Here is a 19,181-nt window from a genome sequence, read left to right on the forward strand (position 1 = left end):
GTGTCTTCTTCCTAAAAAGCAATCTTAGTTGCCTTTCATTTGTCCTTTTACTTCATCAGCAAAGTTATCAGAACGTTTCTCGATACCTTCCCCAACTTCGTAACGAACGAAATCTACAAGCACGCCACCGTCTGTTTTTAAGAATTCAGCAACAGTTTGGTCTGGATTTTTAACGAATGCTTGGTCAACAGCACAGATTTCTTCTAAATATTTACGCATTCTACCTTCAACCATTTTTTCAACGATATTTTCAGGTTTACCTTCATTTAAAGCTTGTTGTTTTAAAATTTCTTTTTCGTGAGCTAATTCTTCTTCAGATACTTGGTCACGAGAAACAAATTTAGGGTTTAATGCAGCGATGTGCATAGCAACGTCTTTAGCTGCTTCTTCATTTGTTGAACCTTCAACAACAGTTAATACACCAATACGTCCACCCATGTGTAAGTACTCACCGAATGAATCGTTATCAGTTTTTGTTTTTAATGTAAATCTACGTAAAGTTAATTTTTCACCAATAGTAGAGATAGCTTCGTTCATTTTTTCTTCAACAGTTTGACCACTAGCTAATTTTGAAGCGTTTAATGCATCAACGTCAGCTGGTTTAACATCAAGAATATGATCAGCCATTTCTTTAACTAAGTTTTGGAAACCATCGTTACGAGCAACGAAGTCAGTTTCTGAGTTTAATTCAAGAATTACTGCATCGTTACCTTTAGATGCAACAAAAGTAGTACCTTCTGCAGCAATACGGTCTGCTTTCTTAGCAGCTTTAGCGATACCTTTTTCACGTAAGTAATCTACCGCTTTATCGATGTCACCATCAGTTTCTGTTAAAGCTTTTTTACAGTCCATCATACCTGCGCCAGTTTTTTCACGTAGTTCTTTAACAAGTTTAGCTGAAATAGCCATAATCTAATTCCTCCATTTATTTAAATAATATATTGTTTATCTTAAATCTTTCTAAAAAAAGGTGATAAGTTATAGAACCTTATCACCTTTTTGAAATTATGCTTCAGTAGTTTCAGTTGATTCTTCTTCAGGTGCTTGTTCTGTTTCGTTTAAGTCGATGTTTTGCTCTTCAGCAACATCTTCATTTGAAACGCCTTGTTGACCTTCTAAAATAGCATCAGCCATTTTACCAGTTAACAATTTAACAGCACGAATAGCATCATCGTTCGCAGGGATAACATAGTCGATTTCATCTGGGTCACAGTTTGTATCAACAATACCAACGATTGGAATGTTTAATTTACGTGCTTCAGCAATCGCATTACGCTCTTTACGAGGGTCTACTACGAATAATGCTTGAGGCATTGATTTCATATCACGAATACCGCCTAAGAATTTGATTAAACGGTTATATTCTTTTTTAAGTTCTACAACTTCTTTTTTAGGTAATACATCAAACGTACCGTCTTCTTCCATTTTTTCAATTTCAGAAATACGTTTTACACGTTTAGAGATTGTTTTATAGTTAGTTAAGATACCACCTAACCATCTTTGGTTAATGTAGTAGTGTCCAGCACGTTCAGCTTCTTCTTTAACTGACTCTTGTGCTTGTTTTTTAGTACCTACGAATAATACTTTACCGCCTTCTTCAGAAACAGATTTAATAAAGTTGTATGCTTCGTCAACTTTTTTAACTGTTTTTTGTAAATCGATAATGTAGATACCGTTTCTTTCTGTGAAAATGTATTTTTTCATTTTTGGGTTCCAACGGCGTGTTTGGTGACCGAAGTGAACACCTGCTTCAAGCAATTGTTTCATTGAGATAACTGCCATGATAATTCCTCCTAATTGGTTTTATTCCGCCATAAACACTTATTATAGAAACAACTTAGTTAAGTTGCACCAATCCATAATTTTTGTGATTATGTGTGAATTTGGCTTTTATAGCCGTTTTCAAATATATCATATCTTATTCTGTTCATCAAGTATTTTATTTAGATAATCCTAACTCATCTAAGAATTTTTCTTTTTTAATTCTAATGAATGTACCCTTCATACCTAAAGAACGAGATTCAATTACGCCAGCACTTTCTAATTTTCTTAATGCATTGACGATAACTGATCTTGTAATACCTACTCTATCAGCAACTTTAGAAGCAACTAATAAACCTTCAGGTGCACCAAGTTCTTCAAAGATATGTTCAATCGCTTCTCTTTCTGAATATGAAAGTGAATTAATTGCCATATTGATTGCTGCTTTATCTCTAGCTTCTTGTTCAATTTCATTATGTTTTTCTCTTAATATTTCCATACCAATAACAGTAGCTGCATATTCACCAAGTACTAAATCGTTGTCATTGAAATCTTGAGATACACGTCCAACTACTAATGTACCTAAACGTTCACCACCACCAAGGATTGGGAAAATTGTTGTTTGACTATCAACGAATAATTCTTTATTTTCTGGTGGGAATACAGTTAATACTTCTTCAATACCGATATTTGATTTCGTTTGTTCTACATGCATTAATTGATCAGTATATTCTTTAGGAATATGTCTGTCTTCTAACATTTTGATAATACGTTCATTGCTTAATAATTCATTTAAACTTGAACCTAAAATTTTACCTCTTCTTGATACGATGAATACGTTTGTCACTGTTACATCACTGATAGTTTTAGCCATATCTTTAAAGTCTACAGCAATACCTTTATGCTTTTGTAATAACGTATTTAATTCTCTTGTCTTTGATAATAAACTCATTTAATTTTTTCTCCTTTTTTATAGAATAAACGCGCTTAAATCTTTATTTGTCGCAATAGATTCTAATTTTTGATTAACATATTCAGGTGTTATATCTACAACTGCATTTGGCATATTTGAAGCTTCGAAAGAAAGATCTTCTAGCATTTTTTCAAGTATAGTATGCAGTCTTCTTGCACCGATATTATCTGTCTCTTGGTTAACTTGAAAAGCAATTTCAGCTAAACGATTAATGGCTTCATCTGTAAAGTTGATTGTCACCATCTCAGTTTCCAACAATGCTTTGTATTGATCAAGAAGCGATTGTTTCGGTTCTTTTAATATTTTAACGAAATCTTCAGTAGTTAAACTATCTAATTCAACACGAATTGGAAATCTACCTTGTAACTCAGGTATTAAATCACTTGGTTTAGACATATGGAATGCACCTGCACCAATAAATAAAATGTGCTCAGTATTAATTGAACCATATTTCGTTTGAACGACACTACCTTCAACAATTGGTAATATATCTCTTTGTACACCTTGTCGAGATACATCTTGTCCACCGTTACTGTTGCTCACAGCAATTTTATCGATTTCATCGATGAATACCATGCCCATTTGTTCAGTTAATTGAATTGCTTCTTCGTTAACTGACTCTTGATCAATCAATTCATTCGCAATCTCATCTGTTAAAATTTTTCGTGCTGATTTAACTGGCAAGTTTCTTTCAACTTTTTTCTTAGGCATCATTTGGCTAAGCATATCTTGCATTTGAGGGTTATTTTCCATACCCATCATGCCAAGTGTTTGTTGTTCTTGTTCTACTTTTATTTTAACGATTTCTTCTTCAAGTTCACCGTTTAATAATTGTTTTTTAATATCTTCACGTTTTGTTTTTATCTCTTCAGTTGGTGTTTCTTCGACTTCTTCTTGTTGATTGAAGTTCGGGAATTGTCCACCAAACAATGACTCTAACGGATTATTACTATTACTTTGTGCTTTTTTCTTCATGCTTGGCACAAGCAATTTCACTAATTTTTCATTAGCTTTTTGAGTTGCCTCATCAAGTACGCCTTTTTTCTTTTCTTCTTTAACAAGTCGACGACCCACTTCAACAAGGTCACGTATCATACTTTCAACATCTCTACCTACATAACCTACTTCAGTAAATTTAGTAGCTTCTACTTTTACAAATGGTGCACCTACTAATCTAGCCATTCTTCTAGCTATTTCAGTCTTACCTACACCTGTAGGACCTATCATGAGAATGTTTTTAGGTATGATTTCGTTTCTAAGTTGTTCATCTAATAAACTTCGTCTATAGCGATTTCTTAGAGCAATTGCTACTTTACGTTTAGCATCTTGTTGACCAATGATATGATCATTTAATCGATCAACGATATCATGCGGTGTCATTTTTAATTGATTTTGTGACAACCTTAAACCCCTCCAATTATATTTCTTCAACTTTTATTTCATGGTTTGTAAACACACAAATATCTGCAGCCGTATTAAGTGAAGCTTCTGCAATTTCTTTAGCCGATAAATGAGGTGCATATGACTTAAGCGCTCTACCAGCACTTAAAGCGTAATTACCACCAGAACCAATAGCAATGATACCATCATCTGGCTCAATCACTTCTCCAGTACCACTTACGACTAATAAATCCGTCTCATTCATAACAATGAGCATCGCTTCAAGTTGACGTAACATTTTATCTCCACGCCATTCTTGAGCAAGCTCAACTGCAGCTCGCGTTAAATTACCGCTATATTCTTGTAATTTAACTTCAAATTTTTCGAATAAAGTAAATGCGTCTGCAACGCTGCCAGCGAAACCAGCAACAACTTTATCATGATATAATCTTCTAACTTTTCTTGCTGTTTGTTTCATGATGACTTGCTCACCTAATGTAACTTGACCGTCACCTGCCATTGCAGAATGACCATTATGTCTTATTGCAAATATAGTTGTAGCATGTAATGAAGAACTCATTATCAAATCTCCTTTACGCACGTGGATGTGCTGATAAGTATACTTTTCTTAATTGATCTTTTGTAACATGTGTATATTGACTTGTCGTTGATAAACTTTCATGTCCCAGTAAACTTTGAACACTTCTCATATCGGCTCCTTGATTTAGCAAATGTGTTGCAAAAGTATGCCTTAATTTATGAGGATGAATATGATACACACCTTGCGTTCTCTTTACGATTTCGTTGAGTGCATATCTTACACCACGTTCAGTTATAGGTTTACCTCTCATGTTTACTATCAATAAATCATGATCTAAATGCATCTGACTTCTAAATTGTTCAATATAGTCAACGATTGCACTTTGACAATACTCTCCAAATGGAACGATACGTTCTTTATTCCCTTTACCTAGCACTTTGACAAATGCATAATTCAAATCAATATCACTCATTTGAATATGAACTAATTCTGACACTCGAATACCTGTCGCATAAAGCAACTCAAGAATGACGCGATCTCTTATATTCGTTTTTTTACCATCATCAAGTGTTTTAAATAGCTTTTCCATTTCTTCTTCATAGAAAAAGCTTGGTAAATGATGTTCTTTTTTTGGATGTACAAGTTGAATAAATGGATTCTGAATTTCGCTATCAACACTCATCCAATATTGATATAAAGATCTTAATGTAGAAATTTTACGCGAAACACTCGTCCTTTTATGTCCTTTATCATACAAAAACGCAAGGTATCTCCTTGCATCTTTATATTCAAATGATTCTAAAGATAAATGTTCTGACTGTAAAAAATCATTAAATTCATTCAAATCAAGTTGATATGCATTTAAAGTATGGGTGGAAAAATGTTTTTCATAAGTTAACATATCAACAAACTGTTGTTCAATTGTATGTACCATAACTCATTCCTCCCATTTTATCTGAATTGTATCACAATTCTAAAAAATCTTAAAATAATTTACTAAAGCATTACTTTAAATGAATCTAAATGTTTTAATGCACGATTTGCAAGTGTTTCATATCTTTCTTTCTTATCTTTAATACGTTTTTCTAATGTAGGTAATAAACCAAAGTTCGCATTCATCGGTTGGAAGTTCTTATTATTATTCGCATGTGTAATGTAATAAGCCATACTTCCGATTACTGTTTCTCGAGGGAAAACGATTGGGTCAAGTCCTGAAACGAGTTTACTCGCATTAATTCCTGCAATCAGTCCACTCGCTGCACTTTCAACATATCCTTCTACACCAGTCATTTGACCAGCAAAGAATAAATCTTCTCTTGATTTTAATTGATACGTTTCTTTAAGCGCGTTTGGTGAATTAATAAATGTATTTCGATGCATCACGCCGTAACGTACGATATCGACATTTTCTAATCCAGGAATTAGCGAAATAACTTCTTTTTGCGCGCCCCATTTTAGATGTGTTTGGAAACCTACAATATTATATAACGTTCCAGCTGCGTCATCTTGTCGTAATTGAACAACTGCATATGGTCTTTTACCAGTTTTAGGATCTTCTAAACCTACAGGCTTCATAGGACCAAATAATAAAGTTTTCTTACCACGTTCAGCCATTACTTCAAATGGCATACAACCTTCAAAATAAATTTCTTTTTCGAATTCTTTTAAAGGTACAACTTCAGCATTTATAAGTGCATCATAAAAAGTATTGAATTCTTCTTCAGTCATTGGACAATTCAAGTATGCTGCATCACCTTTGTCATAGCGTGATTTCAAATATACTTTATCCATGTTAATAGACTCTTTTTCAATAATTGGTGCAGCTGCATCATAGAAGTACAGTTGTTCTTCACCTGTAATATTCATAATTTGTTTCGTTAAACTTTCTGTCGTTAAAGGACCTGTTGCAATAATTGTTGGTCCATCAGGAATCTCAGTTATTTCTTCATTTTTTACAGTAATATTCGGATGATTCTTAAGCGTATCTGTAATGTATCCCGCAAAATCATGTCGATCGACAGCAAGTGCACCTCCCGCTGGTACACGCGCATTATCTGCTGCTTTTATAATTAATGAATCTAATTGTCTCATTTCTTCTTTTAAGACACCGACAGCATTTGTTAACTGATTACCTCTTAAAGAATTAGAACATACAAGTTCTGCAAATTTATCTGTATGATGCGCTGGTGTTTGTTTTACCGGTCTCATTTCATATAGATTAACATTGAATCCTCTCTTGGCAATTTGATATGCCGCTTCTGAACCTGCTAATCCAGCACCGATAACATTTATTGAAGTCATTATTTATGCCTCCTTGATTTTCGAATTTTTTATTCCATATTGAATTGTATAACAAATCTGAATTTAATCAAATGATAAAGTGATGATAAATTTTAAAAATTAGTGACGTTTTACTATTAAAACATTAAATCAAAAAACAAGTGCAAAAAGTTATCATTAAAATAACTTTTTGCACTGTATTATAACTATTTTTGTTCTTGCTCTTTATAATCACAGTTTGGACATATAACTTGAGCTGATTTTCCTTTTTTACGTTCAACAAGTACTGTTTCACATTTAGGACATGAACGATCTAAAGGTTTATCCCATGATGTATAATCACATTCTGGGTATCTTGAACAACCATAGAATACTCTATTCTTTTTAGATTTACGTTCGACAACTTCGCCCTCTTTACATTTAGGACATTTAACGCCAATCGTTTTAATGATTGCTTTCGTATTTCTACAATCTGGGAAATTTGAACAAGCCATAAACTTACCGTATCGGCCCATTTTATAAACCATTGGTGAACCACATAATTCGCAATCCTCACCAGCTGGTTCATCTTTGATTTCAATTTTCTCCATTTCTTCTTCTGCTCTTGCTACATCGATTTTAAAGTTTTCATAGAACATATCTATGACTTTCTTCCACTCAATTTCACCATCTGCTACTTTATCTAGCAATGTTTCCATATTAACTGTAAAGTCAACATCGATAATTTCAGGGAAGTATTCTTTAACTGACTCATGTACGATTTCTCCTAACTCTGTAGGCACAAATCTTTTCTGGTCTAATTTTACGTAGTTTCTTTTTTGAATCGTATCGATTGTAGGTGCATAAGTTGAAGGTCTACCGATTTTTAATTCTTCTAAAGTTTTAACCAATCGTGCTTCAGTGTATCGTGGTGGTGGTTGAGTGAAATGTTGTTTTGGATCGATTTTCTCAGCCGTAACGATATCACCTTTTTCTAACGGTGGTAATTTACCTTCTTTTTCTTCATCAGTATCATCTTTAGCTTCAACGTATACTTTCATGAAACCTTTAAATTTGATTGTTTGACCATTTGCTCTGAATTTCAAATCGCCTTGAGTAATATCTGCTGCAACTGTATCAGCAATAGCAGGTGCCATTTGACTTGCCATAAAACGTTCCCAAATCAATTTATATAATCGATATTGATCTCTAGATAAGAATGTTTTCATCTGATCTGGTGTACGTTCCACACTTGTCGGTCTAACTGCTTCATGGGCATCTTGTGCGCCTTGTTTACCTTTTGCTGCTTTTGTTTTAGATAAATACTCTTTACCGTACTCTTTTTCAATAAATGATGCTGCTTCAGCTTGAGCACTATCAGCTATACGTGTTGAGTCCGTTCTCATATACGTAATCAAACCAACAGTACCTTGTTTTTTCAAATCTATACCTTCGTATAATTGTTGTGCTAACATCATTGTTTTTCTAGCTTTAAAATTCAACTTACGAGATGCTTCTTGTTGTAAAGATGAAGTTGTAAATGATTTCGCAGGATATCTTAATTTTTCTTTCTTAGTAACTTGCGTAACTTCAAATTTATCCCCATCTAATTGTGTTGTAATTTTTTGTACGTCTTTTTCATTTTTTAATTTAACGGGTTTACTTTTCTCATGTAAAAACTTCGCACTAAATGTTTTAGTTTTATGTTTAAATAAACCTTCAATAGTCCAGTATTCTTCTGGATTAAAATTATTAATTTCGTTTTCACGATCTATAACGAGTCTTAATGCAACAGATTGTACTCGACCTGCTGACAAACCTTTTTTAACTTTTTTCCATAACACTGGAGAAATGTTATACCCAACAAGTCTATCTAGTACACGTCTTGCTTGTTGTGCATCAACTAACTCATGTTCAATTTCTCTAGGATGCTTAAAACTATCTTTTACTGCATCTTTTGTAATTTCGTTAAATACGACTCTTGATTTTTTATTTTCATCTATATCTAATATATGTGCTAAATGCCACGCAATTGCTTCACCTTCACGATCGGGGTCACTTGCGAGATAAACGTTTTTTGCTTTTTTTGCATAGCGTTTTAAATCTTTTACAACTGGCCCTTTGCCGCGAATCGTAATATATCTAGGTTCATAATTATTTTCAACATCTACGCCCATTTGACTACGAGGTAAATCTCTAACATGCCCCATAGATGCAACGACTTTATATTTTTTTCCTAAATATTTTTCAATGGTTTTTGCTTTTGCGGGCGATTCAACGATGACAAGATTTTCTGCCAAAGTAAGTCCCCCTTGCTATTCTATTGATTACAAATGTAAATGATAAACTGATAAATTCAGCTTTGTCAATTAAAACATTTTATAAAATTTATTTTTGTTCAGTAAATATACAATAATCCTCAATGATATCTTGAGCATTTTGTACGAGCTTGGCACCTTCTTTTATTCTATTATTGCCACCTTTACTTAAAGATTGAAAAATCGTGCCTGGGCAACAATATACATTTCTATTTTGTTCCAATGCCAAGTCTATCGTGATTAAAGAACCACTACGTTCATTTGCTTCAGTTACTAATACACCTTGTGACAATCCACTAATAATACGATTTCTTTCTGGGAAACGCCATTTTTGAACTTTCGTTGTTGGATAATACTCAGATATAACAAGATGATCTTTACGCATCAGTTCACTTATATATTGTGTCGCTTTAGGATAATGGTAATCTAAACCAAATGCAGCAACACCTATAGTTTGACCACTATACTCTATCGCTTTTAAATGTGCAAAATAATCTGCTCCCATGGCCATTCCAGAAACAATTGTAATATGCGACTTAACCAGTCCTGGCACGATAGCATCACAAATTTGTTCTGAATATTGAGTAGCCTTCCTTGAACCGACTATAGCCAATTTTTGTTTATTTTGCAATAACGACATATTACCCATTCCAAAAAGTACAAGCGGATAATCATAAATTTCCTTCAATAAAGTTGGATAACAATCCTCATCAGAAAACACCATTTGAATATTTCTTTTCTTTAATGAAGAACGTATTTTATCTATATGACTATCATTATATTTGTGATACATCGTTAATATTGTTCTCTCTTTAAAACCACTTTTATATACAAAATCAATAAACGCAGTTCTATATGAAAGAAAATTTAACTCAGGATCATAACGAATCATCTTGTGAATTTGATTAGTCGTAAAACCACTGTAAATTAATTTCAAAATTGTTTCTTGATAATCATTCATAAATGTACACCTCTTATAATGTAGATTTTTTTGTTTTGGGTGGATGGCTAACGATCTTGTTTTGGTTTCTTGGACGTTAGAATTTCTAACGATCTTGTTTCTCAGTCTTGATCGTTAGCGCAGGGGTTAACCCTCTTTTTTTAAATTTTTTAACGGCTAACGATCTTGTTTTGCTTTCTTGAACGTTAGAATTTCTAACGATCTTGTTTCTCAGTCTTGATCGTTAGCGCGGGGGTTACTCCTCTTTTTTTAATTTTTTTAACGGCTAACGATCTTGTTTTACTTTCTTGAGCGTTAGAATTTCTAACGATCTTGTTTTTTAGTCTTGATCGTTAGCGCGGGGCTCACTCCTCTTTTTTTAATTTTTTTAACGGCTAATGATCTTGTTTTACTTTCTTGAGCGTTAGAATTTCTAACGATCTTGTTTTTCAGTCTTGATCGTTAGCGCCGCATCACCTACTAAATTCTTCTAAATAATACGTCTTATACCTTTGACCTTTACTCTTAAAATGTTGATTGCATATTCTTTTTACAGTTTGAACATTATTCGCCTCACACCATTCAACTGCTTCTGGTATTGTAAATCCTTCTTTTCCTTTTATTATGCCTAGTTCCATTATGTTGATATAGTAAATTTCCACTCTTCTAAAATTTTTCAAACATTTTTTACAAGGTATAATCTTCTTCTTTTCTTCAATTATAATAGTATGTAACTTTTTACATTCTGGACATTTTATACCTTTAGTTATCTTATTAAAAGCGACTCTTTCGACTGGTTTAAATCTATGAGAAAATATTTGCTGCTTAGCTATAATTCGCTGAAGTATTTGTCTATCTTTTTCAATTTGTTGAGATTGAAATAGTTTTGGAAATTTATAAAATTCAGAGCGCAATAGTACTTGCGAGCGGTTTGGTATGTGGTTTCTTAGTGTAAATGTGGGATTTGAAAATACTAAAAAGTGATTTATTGGTAGGTTTAGATTGATTTCTTGAAGTATTGATTGGAGGGTATTTTTAGCTTTGTATAATTGTACAAATGGTGATGTGTAACGTTTATTATAAGAACTCTTTATATAGCTGTCATAGATTTCGAAATCACCATAGTAGTGTTTAACTTCTAATATACTTATTTGATTGTTATGTATGATTAAAAAATCTATTTGTACTGCATTTGAAGATACAAATTCAAGATTATGGCTAAACACAATTTGATGTTGTCGCTTTAGTAGATTTTCTACTAGTTGTTCGCCTTCATAACCTTTAAATTTATTCATGATTTCAAAATCATGACTGTCTTCATTTAATCTTGATGTTAGTGCATTTACATATGCTGTTTCATAGTTGTGATTCATGCCTCACTCCTGTTTGTTAATATTTTACATATATTATAGTTTATGCATTTAATATTGTCTACAAAAAAACCACTAACAAACTAAAATTCAGTTCATTAGTGGGATATATAAATTAAAACACCAAATAAGCACAGTGCTTTTCTATTGTAGAAAGACACTGTACTTATATATGGTTATTATTTAACTGTTAGACATTTTTCGTATAAACCGTCTTCTTTTTTAATACGGTTTATAAGTGTTTCAGCGATAACAGATGGTGTATCTGCTGTATCAATACCACAGTCATTTAAAGTTTTGATTTTTTCAGATGCAGTACCTTTACCGCCTGAAATAATTGCACCAGCGTGACCCATACGTTTTCCTGGAGGTGCTGTTTGACCACCAATGAATCCAACTACTGGTTTTGTCATGTTAGCTTTAATCCATTCAGCTGCTTCTTCTTCAGCAGTACCACCGATTTCACCAATCATAACAACTGCATATGTTTCGTCGTCTTCATTAAATGCTTTTAATACATCAATGAAGTCTGTACCATTAACTGGGTCTCCACCAATACCAACAGCTGTCGTTTGACCGATACCAGCTTGAGTTAATTGATGAACCGCTTCATATGTTAATGTACCTGAACGTGAAACTACACCTACGTGACCTTTTTTATGGATGTAACCAGGCATAATACCAATTTTACATTCATCTGCAGTGATCACACCAGGACAGTTTGGTCCTACTAAGCGTGTCTTCTTACCTTCTAAGTATCTCTTAACTTTAATCATATCAATAACAGGAATATGTTCTGTGATACAAATAGCTAAGTCTAATTCAGCATCTGCACTTTCAATAATTGCATCAGCCGCAAATGGAGCTGGTACATATATTACTGAAACAGTTGCACCAGTTTCAGCGACTGCTTCTTCTATAGTGTTAAATACTGGTACACCTTCAACCACTTGCCCACCTTTACCAGGTGTTACCCCAGCAACGATTTGAGTACCATATTCTAGCATTTGTTTAGTATGGAAAAGTGCTGTTGCACCCGTAATACCTTGAACTAATACTTTTGTATTTTTATCGATGTATACACTCACGTAACTCTCCGCCTTTCTTATCGTTCTTGAACTAATTTAACAATTTTTTGAGCACCATCAGCCATGATAGATGCTGGCTCGATTGCTAAACCAGATTCTTTTAAGATTTGTTTACCTTGTTCAACATTAGTACCTTCAAGTCTTACAACTAAAGGCATATCTAATTCAACTTCTTTAGCAGCAGCTACGATACCTTCAGCAATGACATCACATTTCATGATTCCACCAAAGATATTTACAAAGATACCTTCAACTTGTGAATCACCTAAGATGATTTTGAATGCTTCAGTAACTTTTTCTTTTGTTGCGCCGCCCCCAACGTCAAGGAAGTTAGCCGGATTACCGCCAAAGTGATTAATTGTATCCATCGTAGCCATAGCTAAGCCAGCTCCGTTTACCATACAACCAATGTTTCCATCTAGTGCGATATAAGATAAGTCGTATTTAGAAGCTTCGATTTCTTTTTCATCTTCTTCTTCTAAATCACGCATTTCAACGATATCTTTATGTCTAAATAACGCATTATCATCGAAGTTTACTTTTGCATCAAGTGCTAATACTTCACCACTACCTGTTGTAACAAGTGGGTTAATTTCAACAATTGAGCAGTCTTTTTCTACAAACACATTATATAAAGACATCATTAATTTAACAGCTTTGTTAACTGATTCTTTAGGGATGTTAATATTAAATGCTATTCTTCTAGCTTGGTAAGGCATTAATCCAGTAACAGGATCAATCACTTCTTTGAAGATTTTTTCAGGTGTTGCTGCTGCAACTTCTTCAATTTCAGTTCCGCCTTCTTCTGAAGCCATTAAAGTAATTCTGTCTGTAGCTCTATCGATAACGAACCCAATGTAATATTCTTTTTGAATATCGCATCCTTCTTCGATAAGAAGACGTTTTACTTCTTTACCTTCAGGGCCAGTTTGATGTGTAACAAGTACTTTGCCTAATAATTCTTTAGCATATTCACGTACTTCATCAATTGATTTAGCAATTTTAACGCCACCAGCTTTACCACGTCCACCAGCATGGATTTGCGCTTTAACAACATATACATTTGAATCTAATTCTTTCGCTTTTTCTACTGCTTCAGCAGGTGAAAAAGCCACTGAACCATTAGGTACAGCTACGCCCATAGAGCGAAAAATCTCTTTACCTTGATACTCATGGATATTCATTCTCCATCCTCCTAATACATACAATAATGTTTGCTTACTTCTCAATTATAGAAAATGTAAGCGTTATTGTAAACAAGGAGAGTCCAATTTTACGAATTGTTAGACTAATATTTCACTTTTGATTTGATAGGTTCGAAAGTTTTACGGTGTATAGGTGTAATACCATAATTTTCGAGCCCTTCTAAATGTGTTTTTGTGCCGTAACCTTTGTTTTTATCAAAATCATATCCAGGATACTCTGTATGATATTGAGACATTAACTTATCACGATATTCTTTAGCAATTACACTTGCTGCTGCTATAGAAACACTATTTAAGTCTCCCTTTATAATAGATGTTTGTGGAATGCCATTATCTAGCTTCATCGCATCTATTAATAAGTGGTCTGGTTTAACTGACAATTGATCTATCGCTCGTTGCATCGCTACCTTTGTTGCTTCATATATATTGAGTTCATCAATTTCTTCAACAGTTGCAATGCCAATACCTACTGCACGTGCACGATTATATATTTCTTGTTCGAAATAAGAACGTTTAGCTTGCGATAAAGCTTTCGAATCTGTAATGCCTAAATATTGATGGTCTTGTTCAAGAATGACCGCACTTGCTACGACTGGGCCTGCAAGTGGACCTCTCCCTACTTCATCAATTCCACAAATAACAGCATCTTTGTTTGAGTCTAATACTTGTTTTTCATATTGATTCATTTGAATATATTTATGGTGAAGTTGTTCTATTTTTTCTAACTGCTTGATTCGCTTACTTAAAGCACTTTGGACACCTTTACGTTCATCTTCATTATAAGGCGATGCTTTAACTTCTTGAATCGTTAAATATTGATTAATCTCTTCAACAATTTCTTTAATGCTCTTCTGTTTCATGCATGCCATCCTTCATTTCTTCATATATATCGAAGCAGTAATGACCAATTTTAGCATTACGTAAATCTCTAATAATCAACTCAGTAACAGACTCATAATCTACTTCATTACCACGTTTTAACATGCCTCTTCTTTTACCTATTTGATCGAACAAACCAATGACGTCACCATCTTCAGGTAATTCAATTTGATAGAATTGCTTTAATTTTTCTGGATCATGATAAATTAAAAAGTTTAATCCATATATCGCAACTTCATCTAAATGTACAATACTATCTTTAATTGCCCCTGTTAAACTCAACTTTTTACCAATCGTTTGGTCTTCAAATTTCGGCCATAAAATCCCTGGTGTATCTAACAATTCTAATTCTTTTCCTACTTTAATCCATTGTTGTTTTTTCGTCACACCCGGTGTATTACCTGTTTTAGCAATTGATTTTTTGGCTAATTTATTGATAAGTGTGGATTTACCTACATTCGGAATACCAACTATCATAGCTCTGATTGCTCTCGGACGAAGACCTTTACGTTTTTCTCTATCAAATTTTTCTTTAGTGGCAGCTTGTGCAGCTTTCATAAGCTCACCTAAATGCTTACCATGTTTCGAATCAATTTGAACTGGGAAAAAGCCTTGATTTTTAAAATATTGCGTCCATTTATCTGTCTCACTTTGTTTTGACATGTCTTTTTTATTAAGTATTACAACACGAGGTTTTTGTTTAACAATGTCATCAATCATTGGATTTCTTGAAGATAGCGGAATACGTGCATCGACTAATTCGAATACCACATCTACCATTTTTAATTGTTCTGTTACTTCGCGTCTCGCTTTGGCCATATGACCTGGAAACCATTGAATTGTCATTTATATTTATCCTTTCTTATCTTAAACTATCGAAATATGATATATTAACCATATCTATATAGGAGGTTTGTTATGTTTATTTCAATTATAGTTCCTCTTTATAATGAGGAAACTAACATCTCTATTTTACATGAAAAAGTATCAAACGTCTTTTTAAATTTGCCACATCAATTTGTAATCATTTTTGTTGATGATGGTTCTACAGATGCTTCACTCAATTTAATTCAATCACTATCAGAAAAAGACGAACATGTTAAATACATATCTTTCTCTAAAAATTTCGGCAAAGAATCTGCTATGTATTGTGGACTTGAGCACAGTATAGGAGATGCTGTTATTATTATGGATTCAGACCTTCAACACCCACCTGAGATAATCCCACAAATGATCGAATTACACCTTGAAGGCTATCAACAAGTCGTCGCATTACGCAACCGCGACAAAGAGTCATTTTTAAAAAGAATTCCAGCTAAAATTTTCTACAAATTATCTAGAAATATGATTGATGTTAAATTAAAAAGCGGTGAAGGTGACTTTCGCTTAATATCTAAAGAAGTTGTTGAGTCTATCATTAAAATGACAGAGTACAATCGCTTCTCTAAAGGTATATTTGAATGGGTTGGTTTTAATAAGACAACTATTACATATGATCATCTAGATAGAAATCAAGGACGTTCTAAATATTCCAACTTTAAATTAATCGATTACGCAATTGATGGTATCGTTAGTTTTAATAATAAACCGCTTCGACTATGCTTTTATTTTGGTGGTATTACAATGTTTATCTGTCTTCTATATATTTTAATCACATTTATAAATATTATGATACATGGCATCGAAGAACCTGGTTATTTCACAATTATTTCTGCCATTTTATTCTTAGGTGGTCTTCAATTATTTAGTTTAGGTGTTATAGGTGAATACATTGGTCGTATTTATTATGAAACAAAAGATAGACCAAAATATATTATTCAACAAACAAACCTTAAATCTCACGAATAACACATATAGGTGAATCAAATGATAAATAAATTAAAAACATTTTTGAATAACAACGCTATTTTCAAATACATTTTACTTTTCGGTGTCTTAGCCATTTTAGGGCATAGTTATATACTATATCGCTATTTTAAAGATGGTATTATTTTTACTGGTCCAAATGATGGTATCGAACAAATGTTACCAATTCAAATGTATTTATATGAACATTGGACACATGGAACATTTTTCTATTCAACTGATTTCGGTCTTGGTGGAGATATGTTTATGGATTTGTCCTATTACTTCTCTACGAATATTTTGTTCATCATAAATGTTATTTTTGTTTGGTTAGGCTCATTTATCTTTCATTTTAATACGGACCATATGTTATTTTGGGCTCAGAATGCCATTGTCATATCAATCGTAAAATCATTTTTAATTATGAGTTTTACCTATTTATATGTTAAGAAGATTGGCTTAAATCGAACTGCTTCAATAGTTGCTACTTTTCTATTTGCAGTTTCTCCTATTTATTTTAGGTTTACTGTATATTGGCCATTCTTTAGTGATGTCTTTATGCTATTACCATTATTATTATTCAGTATTGAAAGATTTTTAAAAGATAAAAAAATAGGCATGTTTATCTTAATCGTTGCCTTAACGTTTATCAATAACTTTTATTTTGCATACTATCAATTTTTAACAGGACTCATTTACTTTTTCTATCGATTTATTTTTCAACATAAGGCTGATATTGTACCAAGAATGCAACAACTTAAACTACTTGTAGTAGCAAGTATACTTGGACTTGGAAGTAGTTTATTTATTTTCTTCCACTCTGCTCATAGTTTCATTGGGAATAATCGTGCAATTTATAATGGAACGATTCCATTACTGTCTAACTTCAATAAACATGACAATATATTCTATGACAATTATTTAATTGTTGTACTTTTTATAGCCATTCAGGCGCTTTTAACAATAAAGCTTTACAAACATTATTATTATAGATTATTTAGTATTTTCACGATTATTTTAATGATTGCGAGTTTCTTACCTTATGTAGATAGTATTTTTAACGGCTTTTCTGCACCACAAAAAAGATGGCATTATTTATTAACATTCTTTTCTAGTGGTTTAATTGCAAGTTACGTATATTACTTTAAATCGATCAGTATCAAGCAATATATCATCACGGCCATACCTGGTTTTGTTGTTATCTTTTCAAGTTATTATATAACTAAAGATTATGTCAGTTGGATATGGATGGTACCTATTCTATTTATAATAGGATTACTCGTATTAACCATAAAGCGTTTTACACGTTTATTAACACTTGTATTTGCGGCTTTGATATTGTTAACTTCTTTCGTAGTCTCAAAAGATCATAGTAAGAACCAAATCTATCACGATGATCATGAAAGACGTGCGAATAAATTCTTTATTCAAGCAAGTACGTTTGATAGTGGCTTACAACGAAGTCATGTATCACATTTAAATCAACAATTGAATCCTGATGAAAGATTAGGATGGCGTGTATTAACACAAGACAACACACCTATGTATCAACATTTTAAAGGTCTTAGTTTATACTCGAGTATTTTTGATGGCGGTTTAAATCAATATCTGTTTGAAGATGCAAAAGTTAATCTACAGAATGAATCGTTAAGTCGTTATAGCGATATGCAAAATCGATCAAACTTATACAGCCTTTGGTCAACAAAATATATAATGAAGAAATCGTATCAGAAATCATCGCCAGCAAACTTTAAATTAATTCAAGACGATGGCAAATATCAAATATTAGAAAACGAGCAACCATTACCTGCAGTTAAAGTAACCGATCAATATTATGATGCCCATGATATTGATAATCCATTAGATCTTGAACACGCCATGATTAAAGGTGTTGTTACAACAGATAAAGATAAAGTTAATACAGAAATAAACAAAGCACCGAATCTATTAAATCAAACGACCATTACAACGCGTGATGCCGATTATAAAGATGACATGTTGACCGTGCCTCGAAATGGAGATGGTTTAACGATTCAACTACCTAAAAAGTTAACGAATCAATATCAAGATTTATATTTGATGTTACATTTAGAACGTGAATTACCGCAATCAAACTTTACGATTCAAGTAAATGATTATCCAAATAATCGTCTCTTCCAAGATTCAAAATATCGCATGAATCAAGATGATTTACTTTATCGTGTTCCAGTACCTAAAGATGGTAAAATATTCATCTCATTGACGAATGGAAAATATAAATTAGAGTTACAAGGTTTATATGGTGAAAATTATCAAACATTAAAGCAAGCTCATAAAGAGAAACGTTATACTTACCATGAAACAAATGGGAAAATTAATATATCTTTAAAAGAACATAAAAAAGGAACTGCAGTCATCAATATACCGTATAGAGAAGGCTTAAAAGCTAAAGTAGACGGTAAAGACAAAGCCATTCATAAAGTCAATCACATTATGACAGGTATAAATGTAGATCAACAAGACAAAGATATAGAAATCACATATCAACCACCCTATTTTAAAACGATGATCTTGGTTTCAATTGTTTCAATTATTTTAAGTATTGTCTTCACAAGAAAAGTGAATTCGAAGCAGCAAACTTAA

At 32.8% G+C, this 19,181-nt stretch carries 16 protein-coding genes; 2 read left to right on the plus strand and 14 right to left on the minus strand.

Annotated features, from left to right (window positions below; translation table 11 throughout):
* Positions 1-24 precede the first annotated feature (24 nt).
* The 14 genes from tsf to ylqF form a co-directional block, all read right to left on the minus strand.
* Complete coding sequence (tsf, locus tag LQ677_RS01135; RefSeq protein ID WP_239748103.1) at positions 25-912, minus strand: translation elongation factor Ts; 888 nt, start codon at positions 910-912, stop codon at positions 25-27.
* A gap of 93 nt (positions 913-1,005) precedes the next feature.
* On the minus strand, positions 1,006-1,782 hold the full coding sequence (rpsB, locus tag LQ677_RS01140; protein WP_025905323.1) for a 30S ribosomal protein S2: 777 nt from the start codon (positions 1,780-1,782) through the stop codon (positions 1,006-1,008).
* Between the two features lie 157 nt (positions 1,783-1,939).
* On the minus strand, positions 1,940-2,713 hold the full coding sequence (gene codY, locus LQ677_RS01145; RefSeq protein WP_025905322.1) for a GTP-sensing pleiotropic transcriptional regulator CodY: 774 nt from the start codon (positions 2,711-2,713) through the stop codon (positions 1,940-1,942).
* An 18-nt stretch (positions 2,714-2,731) separates the two neighbouring features.
* Positions 2,732-4,114 (minus strand): ATP-dependent protease ATPase subunit HslU, encoded by a 1,383-nt coding sequence (gene hslU, locus LQ677_RS01150; RefSeq protein WP_048542780.1) that lies wholly within the window; start codon positions 4,112-4,114, stop codon positions 2,732-2,734.
* Between the two features lie 37 nt (positions 4,115-4,151).
* Positions 4,152-4,694 carry an ATP-dependent protease subunit HslV gene (gene hslV / locus LQ677_RS01155; protein WP_037560086.1) on the minus strand — a complete coding sequence of 181 codons (543 nt, stop codon included), beginning with the start codon at positions 4,692-4,694 and terminating at the stop codon, positions 4,152-4,154.
* A 13-nt stretch (positions 4,695-4,707) separates the two neighbouring features.
* Positions 4,708-5,589 carry a tyrosine recombinase XerC gene (gene xerC / locus LQ677_RS01160; protein ID WP_204167735.1) on the minus strand — a complete coding sequence of 294 codons (882 nt, stop codon included), beginning with the start codon at positions 5,587-5,589 and terminating at the stop codon, positions 4,708-4,710.
* Between the two features lie 62 nt (positions 5,590-5,651).
* A complete protein-coding gene (trmFO, locus tag LQ677_RS01165; RefSeq protein ID WP_025905318.1) occupies positions 5,652-6,956 on the minus strand; it encodes an FADH(2)-oxidizing methylenetetrahydrofolate--tRNA-(uracil(54)-C(5))-methyltransferase TrmFO in 1,305 nt (434 codons plus the stop codon).
* A gap of 185 nt (positions 6,957-7,141) precedes the next feature.
* The gene (gene topA, locus LQ677_RS01170) at positions 7,142-9,214 is read right to left on the minus strand and encodes a type I DNA topoisomerase (protein WP_126476481.1); all 2,073 of its coding nucleotides are present in this window, start codon (positions 9,212-9,214) and stop codon (positions 7,142-7,144) included.
* Between the two features lie 88 nt (positions 9,215-9,302).
* Complete coding sequence (gene dprA / locus LQ677_RS01175) at positions 9,303-10,193, minus strand: DNA-processing protein DprA (RefSeq protein ID WP_204252935.1); 891 nt, start codon at positions 10,191-10,193, stop codon at positions 9,303-9,305.
* A gap of 452 nt (positions 10,194-10,645) precedes the next feature.
* The gene (locus LQ677_RS01180) at positions 10,646-11,545 is read right to left on the minus strand and encodes a nuclease-related domain-containing protein (RefSeq protein ID WP_239748024.1); all 900 of its coding nucleotides are present in this window, start codon (positions 11,543-11,545) and stop codon (positions 10,646-10,648) included.
* 176 nt (positions 11,546-11,721) lie between these two features.
* Positions 11,722-12,630, minus strand: a complete 909-nt coding sequence (gene sucD / locus LQ677_RS01185) for a succinate--CoA ligase subunit alpha (protein ID WP_025905314.1) — start codon at positions 12,628-12,630, stop codon at positions 11,722-11,724.
* Positions 12,631-12,647: 17 nt separating this feature from the next.
* Positions 12,648-13,814 carry an ADP-forming succinate--CoA ligase subunit beta gene (gene sucC, locus LQ677_RS01190; protein WP_025905313.1) on the minus strand — a complete coding sequence of 389 codons (1,167 nt, stop codon included), beginning with the start codon at positions 13,812-13,814 and terminating at the stop codon, positions 12,648-12,650.
* A gap of 104 nt (positions 13,815-13,918) precedes the next feature.
* Entirely contained in the window at positions 13,919-14,695 is a 777-nt protein-coding gene (locus LQ677_RS01195; protein WP_159315114.1) for a ribonuclease HII, read from the minus strand.
* Positions 14,676-15,560, minus strand: a complete 885-nt coding sequence (ylqF, locus tag LQ677_RS01200) for a ribosome biogenesis GTPase YlqF (RefSeq protein WP_239748025.1) — start codon at positions 15,558-15,560, stop codon at positions 14,676-14,678. Before ylqF ends, LQ677_RS01195 begins: the two co-directional genes overlap by 20 nt.
* Before the next feature lie 72 nt (positions 15,561-15,632).
* On the opposite strand from ylqF, the gene LQ677_RS01205 reads away from it, so the two are divergent.
* Positions 15,633-16,562 carry a glycosyltransferase family 2 protein gene (locus LQ677_RS01205; RefSeq protein ID WP_239748026.1) on the plus strand — a complete coding sequence of 310 codons (930 nt, stop codon included), beginning with the start codon at positions 15,633-15,635 and terminating at the stop codon, positions 16,560-16,562.
* 18 nt (positions 16,563-16,580) lie between these two features.
* Positions 16,581-19,181, plus strand: coding sequence for a YfhO family protein (locus LQ677_RS01210; RefSeq protein ID WP_239748027.1), 2,601 nt, complete (start codon positions 16,581-16,583; stop codon positions 19,179-19,181).

It is taken from the genome of Mammaliicoccus sp. Q-M61, assembly GCF_022386055.1.
Classification (GTDB): Bacteria; Bacillota; Bacilli; order Staphylococcales; family Staphylococcaceae; genus Mammaliicoccus; species Mammaliicoccus sciuri_A.